The sequence below is a fragment of the uncultured Metabacillus sp. genome, assembly GCF_947503125.1.
Taxonomy (GTDB): Bacteria; Bacillota; Bacilli; order Bacillales; family Bacillaceae; genus Metabacillus.
In genome coordinates, this window is sequence record NZ_CANNCR010000065.1 from 1 (window position 1) to 19,273 (window position 19,273).

General features: G+C 39.6%; 19 protein-coding genes, 1 rRNA gene and 1 riboswitch. Of the genes, 18 read left to right on the forward strand and 2 right to left on the reverse strand.

What is annotated here, in order from left to right; genetic code table 11:
- Positions 1 to 283 precede the first annotated feature (283 nt).
- From rrf to purD, 15 genes are all read left to right on the forward strand, one after another.
- A 5S ribosomal RNA gene (rrf, locus tag Q1B07_RS22965) occupies positions 284 to 399 on the forward strand.
- A gap of 877 nt (positions 400 to 1,276) precedes the next feature.
- On the forward strand, positions 1,277 to 1,819 hold the full coding sequence (locus Q1B07_RS22970; protein WP_299094381.1) for a DUF5698 domain-containing protein: 543 nt from the start codon (positions 1,277 to 1,279) through the stop codon (positions 1,817 to 1,819).
- Positions 1,816 to 2,016: an NETI motif-containing protein gene (locus Q1B07_RS22975; RefSeq protein WP_299094382.1), complete on the forward strand. Its 201-nt coding sequence runs from the start codon at positions 1,816 to 1,818 to the stop codon at positions 2,014 to 2,016. Before Q1B07_RS22970 ends, Q1B07_RS22975 begins: the two co-directional genes overlap by 4 nt.
- A gap of 86 nt (positions 2,017 to 2,102) precedes the next feature.
- Positions 2,103 to 2,204, forward strand: a riboswitch (purine riboswitch).
- 118 nt (positions 2,205 to 2,322) lie between these two features.
- On the forward strand, positions 2,323 to 2,811 hold the full coding sequence (purE, locus tag Q1B07_RS22980; RefSeq protein ID WP_299094383.1) for a 5-(carboxyamino)imidazole ribonucleotide mutase: 489 nt from the start codon (positions 2,323 to 2,325) through the stop codon (positions 2,809 to 2,811).
- Positions 2,798 to 3,928: a 5-(carboxyamino)imidazole ribonucleotide synthase gene (gene purK / locus Q1B07_RS22985; RefSeq protein ID WP_299094385.1), complete on the forward strand. Its 1,131-nt coding sequence runs from the start codon at positions 2,798 to 2,800 to the stop codon at positions 3,926 to 3,928. The genes purE and purK overlap by 14 nt, the downstream gene beginning before the upstream one ends.
- A 15-nt stretch (positions 3,929 to 3,943) precedes the next feature.
- On the forward strand, positions 3,944 to 5,236 hold the full coding sequence (gene purB / locus Q1B07_RS22990; protein ID WP_299094387.1) for an adenylosuccinate lyase: 1,293 nt from the start codon (positions 3,944 to 3,946) through the stop codon (positions 5,234 to 5,236).
- A gap of 133 nt (positions 5,237 to 5,369) precedes the next feature.
- Positions 5,370 to 6,080 carry a phosphoribosylaminoimidazolesuccinocarboxamide synthase gene (gene purC, locus Q1B07_RS22995; RefSeq protein ID WP_299094413.1) on the forward strand — a complete coding sequence of 237 codons (711 nt, stop codon included), beginning with the start codon at positions 5,370 to 5,372 and terminating at the stop codon, positions 6,078 to 6,080.
- Between the two features lie 2 nt (positions 6,081 to 6,082).
- Positions 6,083 to 6,337 carry a phosphoribosylformylglycinamidine synthase subunit PurS gene (gene purS / locus Q1B07_RS23000; protein WP_046517852.1) on the forward strand — a complete coding sequence of 85 codons (255 nt, stop codon included), beginning with the start codon at positions 6,083 to 6,085 and terminating at the stop codon, positions 6,335 to 6,337.
- Entirely contained in the window at positions 6,334 to 7,017 is a 684-nt protein-coding gene (purQ, locus tag Q1B07_RS23005) for a phosphoribosylformylglycinamidine synthase subunit PurQ (RefSeq protein ID WP_299094392.1), read from the forward strand. Before purS ends, purQ begins: the two co-directional genes overlap by 4 nt.
- On the forward strand, positions 7,001 to 9,229 hold the full coding sequence (purL, locus tag Q1B07_RS23010) for a phosphoribosylformylglycinamidine synthase subunit PurL (protein ID WP_299094394.1): 2,229 nt from the start codon (positions 7,001 to 7,003) through the stop codon (positions 9,227 to 9,229). The genes purQ and purL overlap by 17 nt, the downstream gene beginning before the upstream one ends.
- On the forward strand, positions 9,205 to 10,617 hold the full coding sequence (purF, locus tag Q1B07_RS23015) for an amidophosphoribosyltransferase (RefSeq protein WP_299094395.1): 1,413 nt from the start codon (positions 9,205 to 9,207) through the stop codon (positions 10,615 to 10,617). The genes purL and purF overlap by 25 nt, the downstream gene beginning before the upstream one ends.
- A gap of 143 nt (positions 10,618 to 10,760) precedes the next feature.
- Entirely contained in the window at positions 10,761 to 11,801 is a 1,041-nt protein-coding gene (gene purM, locus Q1B07_RS23020; protein WP_299094397.1) for a phosphoribosylformylglycinamidine cyclo-ligase, read from the forward strand.
- On the forward strand, positions 11,798 to 12,364 hold the full coding sequence (gene purN, locus Q1B07_RS23025) for a phosphoribosylglycinamide formyltransferase (protein WP_299094399.1): 567 nt from the start codon (positions 11,798 to 11,800) through the stop codon (positions 12,362 to 12,364). The genes purM and purN overlap by 4 nt, the downstream gene beginning before the upstream one ends.
- 17 nt (positions 12,365 to 12,381) lie before the next feature.
- Positions 12,382 to 13,920: a bifunctional phosphoribosylaminoimidazolecarboxamide formyltransferase/IMP cyclohydrolase gene (gene purH, locus Q1B07_RS23030; protein ID WP_299094401.1), complete on the forward strand. Its 1,539-nt coding sequence runs from the start codon at positions 12,382 to 12,384 to the stop codon at positions 13,918 to 13,920.
- A 153-nt stretch (positions 13,921 to 14,073) separates the two neighbouring features.
- The gene (purD, locus tag Q1B07_RS23035; RefSeq protein WP_299094403.1) at positions 14,074 to 15,342 is read left to right on the forward strand and encodes a phosphoribosylamine--glycine ligase; all 1,269 of its coding nucleotides are present in this window, start codon (positions 14,074 to 14,076) and stop codon (positions 15,340 to 15,342) included.
- On the opposite strand, the gene Q1B07_RS23040 is transcribed toward purD, so the two are convergent.
- Positions 15,323 to 15,424 (reverse strand): EYxxD motif small membrane protein, encoded by a 102-nt coding sequence (locus Q1B07_RS23040; protein WP_299094405.1) that lies wholly within the window; start codon positions 15,422 to 15,424, stop codon positions 15,323 to 15,325. The two genes, purD and Q1B07_RS23040, sit on opposite strands and share 20 nt — an antisense overlap.
- Before the next feature lie 224 nt (positions 15,425 to 15,648).
- Positions 15,649 to 15,915, reverse strand: coding sequence for a DUF2892 domain-containing protein (locus Q1B07_RS23045; RefSeq protein WP_299094407.1), 267 nt, complete (start codon positions 15,913 to 15,915; stop codon positions 15,649 to 15,651).
- A 113-nt stretch (positions 15,916 to 16,028) separates the two neighbouring features.
- Here Q1B07_RS23045 and Q1B07_RS23050 point away from each other — a divergent pair, with 113 nt between their 5' ends.
- From Q1B07_RS23050 to Q1B07_RS23060, 3 genes are read left to right on the forward strand one after another with little or no spacing between them, the layout of a single operon-like run.
- Positions 16,029 to 17,771 (forward strand): adenine deaminase C-terminal domain-containing protein, encoded by a 1,743-nt coding sequence (locus Q1B07_RS23050; RefSeq protein ID WP_299094409.1) that lies wholly within the window; start codon positions 16,029 to 16,031, stop codon positions 17,769 to 17,771.
- 33 nt (positions 17,772 to 17,804) lie between these two features.
- The gene (locus Q1B07_RS23055) at positions 17,805 to 18,848 is read left to right on the forward strand and encodes a DUF3048 domain-containing protein (RefSeq protein WP_299094411.1); all 1,044 of its coding nucleotides are present in this window, start codon (positions 17,805 to 17,807) and stop codon (positions 18,846 to 18,848) included.
- Between the two features lie 16 nt (positions 18,849 to 18,864).
- Positions 18,865 to 19,176, forward strand: coding sequence for a YerC/YecD family TrpR-related protein (locus Q1B07_RS23060; protein WP_046517834.1), 312 nt, complete (start codon positions 18,865 to 18,867; stop codon positions 19,174 to 19,176).
- Positions 19,177 to 19,273: the final 97 nt, after the last annotated feature.

Consider the following 19,273-nt stretch of genomic DNA (forward strand, 5'->3'; position numbering starts at 1 on the left):
AGGTTGATAGGTCAGAGGTGGAAGCGCGGTGACGTGTGGAGCTGACTGATACTAATCGATCGAGGACTTAACCTATTTAGAAAAGCGGAAGAAGCCCGCTTAAATCCATAGGGAATTGGAGCGATCGAGCAGAAGTCGTACTTTGACTTCGCCCGAGAGAGTGAAATTACCGTAGGATTTGGCTTCTGGAGCTGGACAGCGTAAAAGCGAAAACTCAGTAAGTGAATTGAATTATACATCGTTATCTAGTTTTGAAGGAACATGCCTTCAAACTTCATATTTATCTGGTGACGATGGCGAAGAGGTCACACCCGTTCCCATGCCGAACACGGAAGTTAAGCTCTTCAGCGCCGATGGTAGTTGGGGGTCTCCCCCTGTGAGAGTAGGACGTTGCCAGGTAAGAAGATGAAAAGATCAGTAGAGATACTGGTCTTTTTTGATATTTAGAGTAATAAAAACCGTAAGGTTTATTAGAAAAAGCAGAAACCAAAGTAACCCTTCTAGCCTGAGGCTTGGGAGAAGCAAGAAGGTCGAGGAAGTGCAGAGAGAGAAGACCGGAATGTGCGTTCTTCGGGCACATGAGGATCTGAACGAACAAGCTGACGAAGAGATTCGCCGCTTATCGTAAGCCGAATCCGAACACGTAAGTTAAGCTCTCGGCGCCGATGGTAGTTGGGGGTTTCCCCCTGTGAGAGTAGGACGTTGCCAGGTAAGAAGAGAAAAGATCAGTAGAGATACTGGTCTTTTTTGATAATAAAAACCGTAAAGTTTATTAGAAAAAGCAGAAATCAAAGTAACACTACAAGCCGAATCCGAACACGTAAGTTAAGCTCTCGGCGCCGATGGTAGAGTAATAAGGAACTTCTGCTAAGAGCGCCACGTCCTGTGGCAACGCAGAAGTCAGCACGTCCTGTGCTAGTCCTGTGAGAGTAGGACGGTTGCCAGGTGAGAGGAAAAAAGATCAGTAGAGATACTGGTCTTTTTTGTATTATTTAAAGTTCATTGTTGTTCTTGTCACTATGCTGAATGATCAAAAGGCTTGTGATTCCTGCGGGACAACAGGACAGGGGAAGTTTTACAAAGTCCATTTAAAAAGATGAAAATTATTCAGATATAGCTTTTTGATTTCCTTATATCTGAATAAACATTAGGAGACGATAACAATATCTATAAGGTAAAGAGCAGCTTATAAATGAATAACTTTTACCATTGTATCCGTAAAAAAATTTTAGTAAAATATAGCCTAATTTATTGTTTAACCTAAGGAGGAGTTGTGTTGCTTCACAACAGTATTACAATGGTAATCATCATTTTGCTCATTAATATTGTTTATGTCTCATTTTTTACGATCAGAATGATATTAACGTTAAAAGGACAACGTTATTTAGCTGCATTTATAAGTATGTTTGAGGTTATCATTTATGTAGTTGGTCTCGGGTTAGTACTCGATAATTTAAATGAAATTCAAAATTTAATTGCCTACGCGATGGGTTATGGACTTGGCGTCATAGTAGGGATGAAAATAGAAGAGAAGCTAGCGCTTGGGTATATTACGGTTAATGTTATTTCAACTGAACATGAAAAGGATTTGCCGAAGCAATTACGTGAGAAAGGTTTTGGGGTAACCAATTGGATGGCAAACGGATTAGAGGGAGATCGTTTGTCAATGCAAATTTTAACGCCAAGAAAATATGAGCTAAAGCTTTATCAAACCATTAAGGAACTTGATCCAAAGGCATTTATTATTGCCTATGAGCCGAAAACCATTCATGGCGGGTTCTGGGTTAAGGCTGTTCGGAAAGGGAGAATTAAGGTATGACATCGAAGCCGAAAAAGAAAAAATTTATTGTGGAAGAGCATGAATCCATTGATGATTGTCTCAATCGTATGCGTGAAGAAGGTTATTTCCCTGTTAGAAGAATGGAACAGCCTATTTTTAAAGAAGAAATCAGAGATCACATTGTTGAACATGTACCATGTGGGAGAGAAATTGTTTTTGAAGGAAAACTGCTGTAAAAACCGAACATTAACAAAGCAAAAAAATAAATCGTTCGATTTTACGTTGACATCGATTATCTTCATTGTTAATATAGACATGTAAATAAGTGATTAACGTTAAACCTCATATATAATTGGGAATATGGCCCAAAAGTTTCTACCCGTTGACCGTAAATCAACGGACTATGAGGGAAAGTGTACGTATAAACGATTCGGATGGAAAGATTGAATGTTCGGGCTCGGTATACTGTACTTTCTCTATAAGGTGAGAAAGTATAGATATCGAGCCTTTTGTGTATAAGTAATACAAAAGGTGGGAAAAAAATGAAGCCGTTTGTTGGGGTTATAATGGGAAGTACATCTGACTGGGAAACTATGAAGCATGCATGTGAAATCTTGAATGAATTAGAGGTTCCCTATGAAAAGAAGGTAGTATCTGCACACCGTACTCCAGATTACATGTTTGAGTATGCAGAGAATGCAAGAAATAGAGGTCTAAAGGTCATTATCGCGGGAGCAGGCGGTGCAGCACATCTTCCAGGAATGGTTGCAGCAAAAACCACTCTTCCAGTGATTGGTGTCCCTGTTCAATCAAAGGCGTTAAACGGTCTTGACTCATTACTATCTATTGTCCAAATGCCAGGAGGTGTCCCGGTAGCGACCGTTGCGATCGGTAAAGCAGGTGCTACGAATGCAGGATTGCTTGCAGCGGAAATCCTTTCTACAAGTGATCAGGACTTGGAGAACAAATTGGACGCTAGAAGAGAAGAGCTTCGTTTAAAGGTACTAGAAAGCAGTGATGAACTTGAATAATAAGAGAATTCTCCCTGGATCGACAATCGGAATAATTGGAGGAGGGCAGCTTGGCCGGATGATGGCGATTGCTGCCAGACAACTTGGCTATCGTATTGCTGTTTTAGATCCGACAGAAGATTGCCCATGCGGCCAGCTTGCAGATATCGAGATAACAGCAGCTTACGATGATTTAGAAGCAATAAAAAAACTGGCTGAAGTCAGTGATGTCATCACATATGAATTTGAAAATATCGATTATACAGCTTTGCGTTGGCTGGAGGAGAATGCAAATTTACCTCAAAAAAGCTCATTGCTGCTGCTTACTCAAGATCGTGAAACAGAAAAAGCGGCAATTGAAAAGGCCGGCTGTGAAGTAGCCACCTATCGGATTATTCATAACGAGGAAGAGCTGTCAAAAGCGATAGAGGCTATAAAGTTCCCAAGTGTGTTAAAGACATGCAGAGGCGGTTATGACGGAAAGGGACAAGTTGTCCTCCGCATAGAGGATGATTTTGCTGAAGCTAAGAAACTATTAAAGCATGGTACATGCATCCTTGAGAAATGGGTTCCTTTTGAAAAAGAAATTTCAGTTATAGTGACAAGATCTGTAAACGGTGAAACAAAAACGTTCCCAGTAGCTGAAAATATTCATAAAGACAATATTTTATATCAAAGTATTGTACCAGCAAGAGTGCCTGAAGAAATTAAAACAAAAGCACAGCAATTAGCCATAAAGCTTTCAAATAGCTTTGGACTTGTTGGGACACTTGCTGTAGAAATGTTTCTAACAAAAGATGGAGAGATTTATATTAATGAATTAGCTCCGCGTCCGCATAATTCAGGTCATTATACGATTGACTTATGTGAGACAGATCAATTTGAACAGCATATTCGTGCGGTTTGTAATCTTCCTTTAGGACGTACAACTTTATTACAAAGTGGTATGATGGTAAATCTCTTGGGAGAAGATTTAACTATAATCAATGATCATATCTCATTTCTTGAAACGGCTAAGCTTCACCTTTATGGAAAGAAGGAGCCGGTTGCGAAACGGAAAATGGGACATATTACGTTTATTAGTGAATCAATCGAGAAAGATATCGAAAAGATCAACCATATTTGGGGTAAAAACTAGGACGGAGGCAAAAAGATGATCGAACGTTACACAAGACCAGAAATGGGCGCAATTTGGACGGAAGAAAACAAATTTAAAGCATGGTTAGAGGTTGAAATCCTTGCATGTGAAGCTTGGGCAGAATTAGGTGTCATTCCAAAGGAAGATGTAGCACTTCTTCGCAAAAACGCATCATTTGATATCAATCGTATTAATGAAATCGAACTAGAAACACGTCATGATGTCGTTGCTTTTACAAGAGCAGTTTCTGAAACGTTAGGTGAGGAACGCAAATGGATTCATTACGGCTTAACTTCAACAGATGTCGTAGACACAGCTCTTTCTTACTTGCTTAAACAAGCTAACGATATTCTTTTAAAAGATATTGAAAACTTCATCCAAATTTTAAAAGAAAAAGCACAAGAACATAAATATACAGTTATGATGGGACGTACTCATGGTGTTCATGCTGAACCAACAACATTTGGATTAAAGCTTGCTCTATGGTATGAGGAAATGAAACGTAACCTGGATCGTTTTAAACGTGCTGCTGAAGGCGTTGAATACGGAAAAATCTCTGGAGCGGTTGGAACTTACGCAAACATCGATCCATTTGTAGAAAAATATGTGTGTGAAAAATTAGGTACAAAACCTGCACCTATCTCAACGCAAACACTTCAACGTGATCGTCATGCAGATTATATGGCATCATTAGCATTAGTAGCCACTTCAATTGAAAAGTTTGCCGTTGAAATCCGCGGTTTGCAAAAGAGTGAAACACGTGAAGTTGAAGAATCTTTTGCTAAAGGTCAAAAAGGATCTTCTGCAATGCCGCATAAACGTAACCCGATCGGTTCTGAAAATATGACAGGTCTTGCACGTGTGATTCGCGGCTATATGCTAACAGCTTATGAAAATGTTCCATTATGGCATGAAAGAGATATTTCTCACTCATCTGCTGAACGGATTATCTTACCAGATGCAACGATTGCCTTAAACTATATGTTAAATCGCTTTGGCAACATCGTGAAAAATCTAACAGTCTTCCCTGAAAACATGAAGCGTAATATGGACCGCACACAAGGGTTAATCTACTCTCAACGAGTGTTACTAGCTTTAATTGATACAGGTATGACAAGAGAAGAAGCTTATGACCTTGTTCAACCAAAAGCAATGGAAGCTTGGGAGAAACAAGTACCATTCCGCAGGCTAGTTGAAGCAGAACCAAAAATCACAGAACGTTTATCTGCCGAAACCATTGCAGATTGCTTCGATTATAACTACCACTTAAAAGGTGTAGACACCATCTTCGAACGACTTGGTCTTTAAAATATGAAATAAGCAAGGGATAAAAACGTCCCTTGCTATCTCTTTGATTGATAAATTAGGTTAGAAAATATGACAAATCATACGTACTAGCCTGAAAGTTCCCAATATTCTGTTTAGGAGGGCCATCATGAGCATTGAAAAGCTTGAGTTACTATATGAAGGTAAAGCAAAACGTATTTATAAAACAAATGAACCTAATATTTTGCTAGTATCTTACAAAGATTCCGCTACAGCCTTTAATGGTGTGAAAAAGGAAGAGATTACTGGCAAAGGTCGTTTAAACAATGAAATTTCAACCCTGCTTTTTGAAAAGCTGACAGCAAATAATATCGAAAACCACTTTGTGAAAAGATTATCTGAAACAGAGCAGCTTGTAAGAAAAGTAACGATCATTCCGCTGGAAGTTGTTGTGAGAAATGTTGTTGCAGGAAGTCTTTCTAAACGGATAGGTATTGAAGAAGGAACAGAGATCAAAGAACCACTTGTTGAGTTTTACTATAAGGATGATGAGCTAGGTGATCCGCTTATTACTGAAGATCACATTGCACTTTTAGAGGTTGCCACAAAAGAGCAAGTTGAAACATTAAAAACACTTGCTAAACAAGTAAATAAAGTACTGAAAGAACATTTTCTATCATGTGGTGTCCGCCTCATTGATTTTAAACTTGAATTTGGTTTGACAGAGGAAGGAAACATCATTTTAGCTGATGAGGTTTCACCAGATACTTGCCGTCTTTGGGATATCGAAACAAATGAAAAATTTGATAAAGATGTATTTCGCCGCGATATCGGCAGCTTAACTGAAGCTTATGAAGAAATTTTAACAAGACTTGGAGGCCAATGATCATGTACAAAGTAAAAGTTTATGTCACGTTAAGAGAAAGTGTATTAGATCCACAAGGAAGCGCAGTAAAAAGTGCATTGCACAGCATGTCATACAATGAAGTTCAAGATGTTCGTATCGGGAAATATATGGAGTTGGCAATTGAAAAATCAGATCGTGACTTAGATGTTGTTGTAAAAGAAATGTGTGAAAAATTACTTGCAAATACAGTTATCGAAGACTATAGATATGAGGTACAGGAGGTTGTCACAAAGTGAAATTCGCTGTGATCGTTTTTCCAGGATCTAACTGTGATGTTGATATGTACCATGCTATTAAAGATGAGCTAGGTGAAGAAGTAGAGTATGTTTGGCATGATCAAACAGATTTAAGCGGCTATGACGGTATTTTATTACCAGGCGGCTTCTCATATGGAGATTATTTACGTTCAGGTGCCATTGCCCGTTTCTCAAACGTTATGAAGGAAGTTGTAAAAGCAGCTGAAGCAGGAAAGCCTGTTCTTGGCGTATGTAACGGATTCCAAATTTTATTAGAAGCTGGATTACTTCCAGGTGCGATGAAACGCAACGAAAACTTAAAGTTTATGTGCCGACCTGTAAATTTAAAGGTCGTAAACAATGAGACGGCATTTACATCAGAATATAAACAAAATGAGGTTATTTCTGTTCCGATCGCCCATGGAGAAGGGAACTATTATTGTGATGAAGAAACGCTGCAAAAGCTTAAAGAAAACAATCAAATTGTGTTTACGTATGAAACGAATCCAAATGGCAGCCTAGTAGATATCGCCGGTATTACAAATGAGCGCGGCAATGTATTAGGGATGATGCCGCATCCTGAACGTGCGGTTGACGAATTATTAGGAAGTGCGGATGGATTAAAATTATTTCAATCAATCGTGAAAAACTGGAGGGAATCTCATGTCACTACAGCTTGAACCAACAAACCAGATGATAAAAGATGAAAAAATCTACAGACAAATGGGTGTAAGTGATGATGAGTTTGCCCTTATTGAAAAAATCATCGGTCGTCTTCCAAATTACACAGAGATCGGTATTTTCTCTGTTATGTGGTCTGAGCACTGCAGTTATAAAAACTCTAAGCCGATCTTAAAGAAATTCCCTGTAACAGGTGAAAAGGTACTGCAAGGTCCTGGTGAAGGAGCAGGGATTGTTGATATCGGTGACAATCAAGCGGTCGTATTTAAAATTGAAAGTCATAACCACCCTTCAGCAATCGAGCCATACCAAGGTGCAGCCACTGGTGTAGGTGGAATCATTCGCGATGTTTTCTCAATGGGTGCAAGACCAATTGCCATCTTAAACTCTTTACGCTTTGGTGAATTACAATCTCCTCGTGTTAAATATTTATTTGAAGAGGTTGTTGCTGGTATTGCTGGCTACGGGAACTGTATTGGAATTCCGACAGTAGGCGGGGAAATCCAATTTGACAACTCATATGAGGGCAACCCATTAGTTAATGCCATGTGCGTTGGGTTAATTAACCATGAAGATATTAAGAAGGGCCAAGCAAAAGGTGTTGGGAACACGGTTATGTATGTTGGCGCGAAAACAGGACGTGACGGAATTCATGGTGCAACATTTGCTTCTGAAGAATTGACAGAGGATTCTGGTGAAAACCGCCCAGCTGTTCAAGTAGGGGACCCATTCATGGAAAAGCTTTTACTAGAAGCTTGCCTTGAAGTCGTGAAAAACGATGCCTTAGTTGGTATTCAAGATATGGGTGCTGCTGGTTTAACAAGTTCTTCAGCAGAAATGGCTAGTAAAGCAGGATCAGGTATTGAAATGAATCTTGATCTTATCCCTCAGCGCGAAACAGGCATGACACCATATGAAATGATGTTATCAGAATCACAAGAAAGAATGCTGCTTGTTATTGAAAAGGGAAGAGAGCAGGAAATCATTGACCTGTTTAAAAAATATGACCTAGAAGCAGTTACAGTTGGTAAAGTAACAGATGATAAAATGCTTCGTCTATTCCATAAAGGTGAAGTCGTTTGTGAGCTTCCAGTCGATGCGTTAGCTGAAGAAGCACCGGTTTATCACAAACCATCTGCCGTACCTTCGTACTTTGAAGAATTTCAAAAAATGGACGTTGAACCAATTCAGGTTGAAAACTATAAAGAAACACTTCTTCAATTATTAAAACAACCTACGATTGCAAGCAAAGAGTGGGTTTATGATCAATATGACTACATGGTTCGTACAAATACAGTTGTTGCTCCAGGATCTGACGCAGCAGTTGTTCGTATTCGTGATACGAAAAAAGCCTTAGCGATGACAACTGACTGTAACTCTCGTTATCTCTATTTAGATCCTGAAGTAGGCGGCAAAATTGCTGTTGCTGAAGCAGCCCGTAATATCGTATGTTCAGGTGCAACACCATTAGCGATTACAGACAACTTAAACTTCGGTAATCCGGAAAAGCCGGAAATTTTCTGGCAAATTGAAAAAGCTGCAGACGGTATTAGTGAAGCTTGTCGCGTGCTAAATACTCCTGTCATCGGCGGTAACGTTTCGTTATATAATGAAACGAACGGAACTGCGATCTATCCAACACCTGTTATAGGTATGGTCGGTTTAATCGAAGATACTGACTATATTACAACGCAAGATTTTAAAGCAGCAGGAGACCTTATTTACTTAATCGGGGAAACAAAACCTGAATTTGGCGGAAGTGAGCTGCAAAAGCTAACTTACGGAAAAATCTTTGGTAAATCACCAGAGTTAGATTTAGAGAAAGAAAGTAAAACATTAGAACAGCTTTCAAAAGCGATCCGTGAAAAAACAGTTGCCTCTGCACATGATGTATCTGAAGGCGGAGTTGCTGTGGCATTAGCTGAGCCTTTATTTGGCGGAAAAGGTCTGGGAGCAAAGGTAACCCTTAAAGGTGATGCAACTGCCGCATTATTCAGTGAATCACAAACTAGATTTGTTGTTTCAGTGAAAAAAGAAAATCAACAAGCGTTTGAACAACTTGTCGATGCAGTTTGTATCGGAGAAGTAACAGATAACGGGAAACTTATTATAAATGACGAAAACGATGAATCACTTGTCGATGCATCTGTTGAAGAATTAAAGGATGCATGGAAAGGAGCTATCCCATGCTTGCTGAACTCAAGGGATTAAACGAAGAGTGTGGCGTCTTCGGAATATGGGGTCATCCGGAAGCAGCTCAAATAACATATTATGGTTTACACAGTCTCCAGCATAGAGGGCAAGAAGGCGCTGGGATTGTTACATCTGATGGTAAGAAGCTAACGGCCATGAAAGGGCTTGGCTTAATTTCAGAGGTGTTCGGGAACGGCAAATTAAATGAACTATCTGGTAAAGCGGCAATCGGGCATGTTCGTTATGCAACTGCAGGCGGGGGCGGATATGAAAATGTCCAGCCTTTGCTGTTTAAATCACATAGCGGAAGCTTGGCGTTAGCACATAACGGAAATCTTGTGAATGCTAATCAGGTTAAACATCAGCTTGAGAGCCAAGGAAGCATTTTTCAAACAACTTCAGATACAGAAGTTCTTGCCCATCTGATCAGAAGAAGCGGCTTTCAAGATCTTAAGGAAGCTGTAAAAAATGCGTTAACGATGATTAAGGGTGCTTACGCCTTCTTAATTATGACTGAAAATGAAATGATGGTTGCCCTTGATCCTAATGGCTTACGTCCATTGTCGATCGGTGTGATGGGGGACGCTTATGTCGTGGCGTCAGAAACATGTGCATTTGATGTCGTAGGAGCGAAATATGAAAGAGATGTTCAGCCAGGCGAATTATTAATCATCAATGATGAAGGAATTCGTTCTGAGCGTTTCTCGATGAATATTAATCGTTCGATTTGCAGCATGGAGTATATTTATTTCTCACGTCCTGATAGCAATATCGATGGAATCAACGTGCATACTGCCCGTAAAAACCTCGGAAAACGTTTGGCTGTAGAGTCAGAGGTCGATGCAGATGTTGTGACAGGTGTGCCGGATTCAAGTATTTCTGCAGCGATCGGCTTTGCAGAGCTGACAGGAATTCCTTATGAGCTTGGATTAATCAAAAACCGATATGTAGGTCGTACGTTTATTCAGCCTTCACAGTCATTGCGTGAGCAAGGGGTTAAAATGAAATTATCAGCTGTACGCGGAGTTGTCGAAGGGAAACGTGTTGTTATGGTTGATGACTCGATTGTACGTGGAACAACAAGTAAACGAATTGTGACAATGCTTCGTGAAGCAGGTGCTACAGAGGTGCATGTACGAATCAGTTCTCCGCCAATTTCAAATCCTTGTTTTTACGGGATTGATACATCAACACATGAAGAACTAATTGCATCAAATCATTCTGTAGAAGATATTCGTCAAATTATTGGTGCAGATAGCTTGGCCTTTTTAAGTGTTGAAGGCATGCTTGAAGCCATCGGCCGACCATATGAAGGTGAGTACAAAGGACAATGCTTAGCATGCTTTACTGGGCGTTATCCGACTGATATTTATCCAGATACAGTACTTCCACATGAGAAGGCATAAAATGAAACGAAGAAAAACGTGATGAGGTTGTCTCAAAACCAAAATGTCAGACCCCGCGAACACAATATATCGGTGTTTGTTGCAGGGGTCAGACCCTTTTGAGACATCCTCGTCTTACTTTCAATGCTAAGGAGGAATCAGGCATGTCTGACATTTATAAACAAGCAGGCGTGGATATCGAAGCTGGCTATGAAGCTGTATCAAGAATGAAAAAGCATGTCGCTAAGACAATGCGTACAGGAGTTATGGGTGGACTTGGCGGTTTTGGTGGAATGTTTGATTTAAGCGAATTAAATTACAAACAACCTGTTCTCGTGTCTGGTACAGATGGCGTAGGGACAAAATTAAAGCTTGCATTTATGGCTGATAAGCATGACACAATTGGAATTGACGCAGTTGCCATGTGTGTGAATGATATTTTAGCTCAAGGTGCTGAACCATTGTTTTTCCTGGATTATTTAGCATTAGGCAAAGCCATTCCGGAAAAAATTGAGCAGATCGTAAAAGGGATTGCTGATGGATGTGAAGAATCCGGCTGTGCATTAGTCGGCGGAGAAACTGCTGAAATGCCAGGGTTATATGATGATGATGAATATGATGTAGCCGGATTTTCAGTCGGAGTAGTGGAAAAGGAAAACATTGTGACTGGGGAAAACATTAAACCAGGGCATGTGTTAATTGGCCTTTCTTCCAATGGACTTCACAGCAACGGATTTTCATTAGTTCGTAAAATTCTCCTTGAAGATCAAAACCTTGATTTGCAAGCTGTGTACGAACCATTCACCAAAAATTTAGGCGAGGTTTTATTAACACCAACGCGAATCTATGTGAAACCTGTGCTTGATGTGGTGAAGAAGTTTCAAGTCGATGGAATGGCACATATTACAGGCGGCGGTTTTATCGAGAATATTCCACGTATGCTGCCTGAAGGTACCGGTGTGGAAATTGATAATGGTTCTTGGCCAATCCCGGATATTTTCGATTTTCTTAAGGAAAAAGGTGAGTTAAGCAGCGAAGATATGTTTAACGTCTTTAATATGGGAATCGGGTTTGTTTTAGCTGTAAAAAATGAGCTTTTACATGAAGTAATTAACCAACTAGAAGCAAATGGTGAAAAGGCGTATATCATTGGTCGTGTGATCGAAGGTTCTGGTGTTACGTTCGGCGGAGGAGCTCTTCGATGAAAAGACTTGCGGTTTTTGCTTCAGGGAATGGGAGTAATTTTCAGGCAATTTTTGATCAAATCAAAAAAGGTGCGTTAGATGCCGAAATCGCTCTTGTGGTTTGTGACAAGCCTGAAGCCGGTGTAATTGAACGTGCTAAAAAAGCAGAAATCCCGGTGTTTTCATTTGTTCCTAAGGAATATGATTCAAAAGCACATTTTGAAGGGGACATATTGGCTGCTTTACATCAGCATCAGATTGATTATGTAATTCTTGCAGGCTATATGCGCTTAATTGGGCCAACATTATTAGATGCGTACGCAAACAAAATCGTCAATATCCATCCTTCTCTATTACCTGCCTTTCCAGGAAAAGATGCGATCGGACAAGCTTTTCATGCGGGTGTAAAGGTGACAGGTGTGACGGTTCATTATGTCGATGCAGGAATGGATACAGGTCCAATTATTGCACAGCAGGCGATTGATATTACAAATGATGATACGGTTGAAACAATCGCAGAAAAAGTCCATAAAGTTGAACATGCTCTATACCCAAAGGTGATTAAAGAATTAGTCTCAAAATAATGGCAGAGGTGAATAACATGACAGTCAAACGCGCGCTTGTCAGTGTGTCAAATAAAGAAAATCTTGTTCCTTTTGTAAAAGAGTTAATTGAGCTAGGTGTTGAAGTCATTTCAACAGGCGGAACGAAATCATTATTAGAGGAAAACGGTCTAAATGTTATTGGGATTTCAGAAGTTACTGGATTTCCAGAAATCATGGATGGACGTGTTAAAACACTTCACCCGAATATCCATGGTGGTTTATTAGCTGTTCGCAGCAATCCAAGCCATATGGATCAATTAAAGGAAAATAACATTGAAACAATCGATATGATTGTTGTGAATCTGTATCCGTTTAAAGAAACCATTTCAAAACCGGATGTGCAGTTCCAGGATGCGATTGAAAACATCGATATCGGCGGTCCTTCAATGTTACGCTCTGCAGCGAAAAACCATGAAGATGTAACAGTTCTAGTTGACCCTCAAGATTATCAAGCAGTTTTAGAAGAATTAAAAGCTTCTGGAGAAGTCTCTTTGGTACAAAAACAACGTCTGGCCGCTAAAGTATTTAGACATACAGCTGCTTACGATGCCTTGATTGCAGAATTTTTAACGAAGACAATTGGTGAAGAAGACCCGGAATCCGTCACCTATACATTTGAGAAAAAACAATCTCTTCGTTACGGTGAAAACCCTCATCAAAAAGCAACATTCTATCAAAAGCCTTTCGTACCAGTTGCTTCAATCGCAAATGCGAAACAGCTTCATGGGAAAGAGTTATCATTTAATAATATTAAAGATGCGGATGCTGCACTGCAAATTGTACGCGAGTTTACTGAACCTGCTGCAGTTGCTGTTAAGCATATGAACCCATGCGGTGTTGGTGTTGGAACTTCAACATTAGAAGCATTCACAAGATGTTTTGAAGCAGATCCAACATCTATTTTTGGCGGGATTGTTGCCTTAAACCATGAAGTGGATAAAACAACAGCTGAAAAACTGCATGAAATCTTCTTAGAGATTGTCATCGCTCCTTCGTTTAGCCAAGAAGCACTAGATGTGTTGACAGGCAAGAAAAATCTGCGTTTATTAACAATCGATGTCTTTGCTGCATCAAAACCTGAAAAGCAGCTTCAATCTGTACATGGCGGTTTACTTGTTCAGGATGAAGACACGCTTTCATTAGACGATGTGGAAGTAACCATTCCAACAAAGCGCGAGCCTTCTGAAGAAGAGTGGAAAGACCTAAAATTAGCTTGGAAAGTAGTAAAGCATGTTAAATCAAATGCGATTGTTCTAGCTAAGGATGAAATGACAATTGGTGTTGGAGCAGGACAAATGAACCGTGTTGGCGCAGCGAAGATTGCGATTGAGCAAGCGGGTGAAAAAGCAAAAGGAAGTGCACTTGGTTCAGATGCCTTTTTCCCAATGTCAGATACAGTTGAAGCTGCTGCAAAAGCTGGTGTAACAGCGATTATTCAACCAGGCGGCTCCATTCGTGATGAAGAATCGATTCGTATGGCTGATGAATATGGCATTGCCATGGTATTCACAGGTGTACGCCACTTTAAACATTAAGATGTTTTTCTAAATAGATGTTTACTTTAATAATGAAGGAACATGATAGTAGAAGCAATTGGTTGTTCGCCAATTGCTTCTAGTCTCACTTCAAGTGTAATGGGTAAAAGCAAAATATTTTTTTGAAATCAAATAAAAAAGAGGTGTAAACCAATGAAAGTTCTAATCATCGGACAAGGTGGACGTGAACATGCACTTGTATGGAAAGCCGCACAAAGTAACCTTGTAGAGGAAGTCTTTGTTGCACCAGGTAATGACGGGATGAATGTGCTTGCTACAAGGGTTTCAATTAGTGAAACTGATACCGCAGGCTTATTGGAGTTTGCCAAAGAAAACAAGATTGATTTAACAATTGTTGGTCCGGAAGTTCCATTATTAAATGGGGTTGTAAATGCATTTGAACAGGCGGGCTTAAAGATTTTTGGCCCAACGAAAGAAGCTGCTTTAATCGAAGGAAGTAAAAACTTTGCAAAAGAGCTTATGGTCAAATACAACATTCCAACAGCACACTATCAAACTTTTTCAGATGTTGAGAAGGCAAAAGCCTATATTCAAGAAAAAGGAGCTCCAATTGTTATCAAAGCAGATGGCTTAGCTGCCGGAAAAGGAGTAACGGTTGCCGAAACACTTGATACTGCGCTTGAAAGTGTAACGGATATGCTTGAAGGCGGAAAATTTGGTGATGCCTCTCAATCAGTTGTCGTTGAAGAATTTCTTGCAGGGGAAGAATTTTCCTTAATGGCTTTTGTAAAAGGCGAAAAGGTATTTCCTATGGTGATTGCCCAAGATCATAAGCGAGCATATGACAATGATGAAGGTCCAAATACAGGTGGAATGGGTGCATACTCACCAGTACCGCAAATTCCGGATCATGTTGTGGAAACCGCGATTGAAACCATATTAAAGCCGGCAGCAAAAGCACTTGTCAGCGAAGGTCGTTCGTTTACAGGTATTTTATATGCTGGACTCATCCTTACAGAAGAAGGGCCTAAAGTGATTGAATTTAATGCTCGCTTTGGTGATCCTGAAACACAGGTTGTCCTTCCAAGACTTGAATCAGATTTAATTGAAACACTGCTAGCTATACTTGAAGAGAAACCTGTTGAGCTTGCTTGGTCATCAAAAGCCGTTTTAGGAGTGGTACTAGCGTCAAAAGGCTATCCAAACGAGTATGAAAAAGGACAGCCAATTGGCCAGTTAACCGAAAAGCATGAGGAAGCGGTTATTTTCCATGCTGGAACAAAAAAAGTCGAGGATCAATTTGTCAATAACGGCGGTCGTGTCCTTGTTGTGTCTGGATATGGTGATACCATAAGCAAGGCACAAGAACAGGCGTATGAGCTAGTAGAAAAAATAGCTGCACCTGCTCTGTTCTATCGAAAAGATATTGGAAACAAAGCAATTAAGCACGGCGTTTCTTAACATAGACAAATAATAATGCGATAATGGCACCGATTAATGCAATCCATATAAACGACATATCTGTTAAATATTCTAAGAACATGTAAACACCTCCAATGTAATAAGGAGGGTGTCTTAAACGAAAGGGTCAGACCCTTTTTGAGACACCCTCCATTTTTTAAGAGAAAGAAAGTATAAATTTGTGTCTAGCTCCAGCGCCTAGCCCCTCTAGGGTCTAGACGCTCATGAATTGAAGGTAAAGAACACCTTCTATTCCTATTCGCCTTATGCTTGTCGCCGAATGCTTAGCGCCTTGCGCTTTTCTTATTAAGTAGGGTTAATCACGATTTTTTCGTCATCTTCTTCATAACCATCTTCCTCATCAAAAAACGGTAAATTAGCATTTTGGAACAAATAGGTGATCGGGCAGTAACGCAAAATGCCTTCTCCTACCTTCATGGATCCAAGCACAATGGCGATTAAATATGAATCTCTCCAAGGTCTTTTACAATATTTAGATGTAGCCCAAGCTACGATGGTTAGCCCGCAAGTAATGCGTACTAACGCGTTAATGATTCCGATATTTGGTCGCATCTTTCCATTCACCCCCTAAAATTGTCATAAAAATGAAATAAAACGTTAATGCGTTAATAAATTCCATATGTTAACATAGAATTATGTTAGTAACTAAAAATGGAGGGTCTTTTATGCCCGAGAAAAAATTTCAATGGAAAATCAGTCAAATTAGAAAACAAATAGATGTTGTATCAAACAAATGTGCACCTACCGTTTTATTAAAAAATGCCACCTACTTAAATTCCTATTTGCGTCAATGGATCAAAGCAAATATTTGGATCGTGGATGACCGAATTGTCTATGTTGGTGACAATTTACCCGAGCATACAGCTCAAACTGAAGTGATTGATTGTACAAATAAAGTTATTGTACCTGGATATATTGAACCACATGCACATCCATTTCAATTATATAATCCCCATACGTTAGCAAAGTATGTGTCACGGACAGGAACAACAACTTTTATCGGTGATAACCTTTTTTTCCTTTTACAATACGAGAAAAAGAAAGCGCTTACGTTTTTGGATGATATGGCCAAATTGCCATACCACTTTTATTGGTGGGCAAGATTTGATTTGCAAACAGAGGTACAAAGTGAGGAACAAATTTTTTCACATGACTTTTTGAAACAATGGTTAGAACATAAATCGGTTATTCAAGGAGGAGAATTGACAAGCTGGCCAAAGCTCCTTGATGGGGATGACTGGATCTTATATTGGCTGCGTGAAACAAAACGAAGAGGAAAAAGAATTGAAGGTCATTTTCCAGGTGCTTCAGAAAACACGTTAACAAAAATGAAGCTATTTGGGGTTGATAGTGATCATGAATCGATGACAGGTAAAGATGTCATGAATCGTCTGAAATTAGGATACACTGCTGCTTTAAGACATTCCTCGATTCGCCCGGATCTTTCAAAGCTTTTGCAGGAGCTGCAACTTGAGGGATTAACAACATATGATCATTTATACTATACTACTGATGGAGCGACGCCGACTTTTTATGAAGCAGGCATGATCAATCGTTGTATCGATATCGCGTTAGAATGCAATGTTCCCGCCATTGATGCATATAATATGGCGACCTTTAATATCGCAAAGTATTATCAATTAGAAGAACAGATCGGTGTTATCGCACCAGGGCGGATCGCTACCTTAAATATATTAGACAGCATTGATCAACCAGATCCATCGTCTGTTATGGCAAAAGGGATTTGGCTCCTTAAAGAAGGAAAACGACAAGAGACAGGCGATGTTGTTGAATGGTCTGATTATGGAATTCAATCTGCAGATATTGCTTGGGATTTAACGACAGATGATTTGCAATTTTCTATGCCGCTGGGGATGAAGATGCGAAATGCCGTGATTATGGAGCCTTATTCGGTTACAATTGACAGCTCAGTAAGTGAGCTTTCCGAGCAGCATGATGAAAGCTTTTTAGCTTTAATTGATCGCAATGGCAAATGGAGAATTAATACGGTCATTAAAGGCTTTGCTAACCATGTTCAAGGCTTTGCAAGCTCATACTCAACAACAGGGGACATTATTATCATTGGAAAAAAGAAACAGGAAATGCTGGCTGCTTATAAGAGGATGAAGGAAATCGGCGGAGGGATTGTGTTAACTGAGAATGGAAATGTCTTATTTGAAATGCCACTTCAGTTAAATGGAAGCGCTTCAAAGGAGAGTCTTGAAAGTGTTATGTTTAAACAGAATCAACTCAACACTCTTTTAAAGGAAAGAGGTTATGGTTTTGATGACCCAGTCTATTCTCTGTTATTCTTGTCATCGACACATTTGCCTTATATTAGAATAACTCCTATAGGGATTTTTGATGTCATGAAAAAAACGGTACTCTTTCCGACTATAATGCGTTAAAATATAAAAGGGAAAAAGATAGGTTGTGTTAGCTTGGATAAGAAAAAATTTTCATATGCGCTTATAACAATGCTTATGGTTATAAGCGCTTGCAGTAATAAAGAAGAAGCCCGTCCTGTTAAAAATGAAGAGACTGTTCAACAAGAGGAAAAGCCTGTGACCGCTGAGGAAGAAGAAGTTTCTGTTTATCCCCTCACAGGATTAGAGGCAGAGGGTGAACTGAATCAGCGTCCAGTTGCCGTCATGATTAATAATCATCCAACGGCAAGACCTCAATCAGGCCTTCATAAAGCGGATATTGTATATGAAGTTCTTGCAGAGGGAAGTATCACCAGATTTTTAGCTGTCTTCCAGAGTGAAATACCGGATACAATCGGGCCTGTTCGTAGTGCAAGAGATTATTACATTGATCTTAGTGAAGGCTTTGACGCGCTTTTTATAAGTCATGGCTGGAGCCCTGATGCACAAGAAAAGCTGGAATCTGGAGAAGCTGATTATTTAAATGGTTTATTTTATGATGGAACATTATTTTGGAGGGCAGACCACCGTAAAGCACCACATAATTCCTATATATCATATGAAAATATTTTAAAAGGCGCAAAGTCAAATAAGTACGAAACAACTGCAGATGTAGAGCCTTTGGCGTTTCTTTCTGAGGAAGAAGTGGTAAATTTAAAAGGAGAACCTGCAAGCAAGTTTGTCATTAAATATGACAAATCAGAAACATGGAATGTAACATATGAGTATAATCAAACTAAACAAAGTTACAGCCGCTTTAGTGATAATGAGCAAACTGTTGATTTAGAGAGTGAAGAGCCGATACAACTAACCAATGTGTTTGTTGTGGAAATGGAACATACTTTCATTGATTCTTATGGAAGAAGGTCGATTGATTTAACATCAGGCGGTAAAGCAATTCTGTTCCAAAATGGACAAATGAAAGAGGTAAAATGGGAAAACCGGAATGGCAGAATTCTCCCTGTAAAAGACGGGGAGGTATTAAAGCTTGTCCCGGGGAAAACATGGGTCAATATTGTACCAAACATTGAGGATGCATTTGTAATTCAAACGCAATAGCAAAAGGAGAATGTCTATGCAAATCGAAAAGCTACGCGGTAAAGAACTAGACCAGCTTTTTAATTCAATTTTGTCATTAAGAGATTTAGAAGAATGTTATCGATTTTTTGATGACTTATGTACTGTGAATGAAATCCAATCGTTGGCACAAAGACTTGAAGTGGCAAGAATGCTGAGAGAAGGATTTACTTACCATAAGATTGAAACGGAAACAGGTGCAAGCACTGCAACCATTTCACGTGTTAAGCGTTGCTTAAATTATGGAAATGATGCTTATACAATGGCATTGGAACGGGTACATGGAAAGAAAGAGGAATCTGAATCGTAAAAGCGCCGAATTTTCGGTGCTTTTTTAATAATATCAGAATTTATATATTTTCTTAACATAGCTTGCGTTTCTGAATCTAGCTCCAGGCGCCATCGGC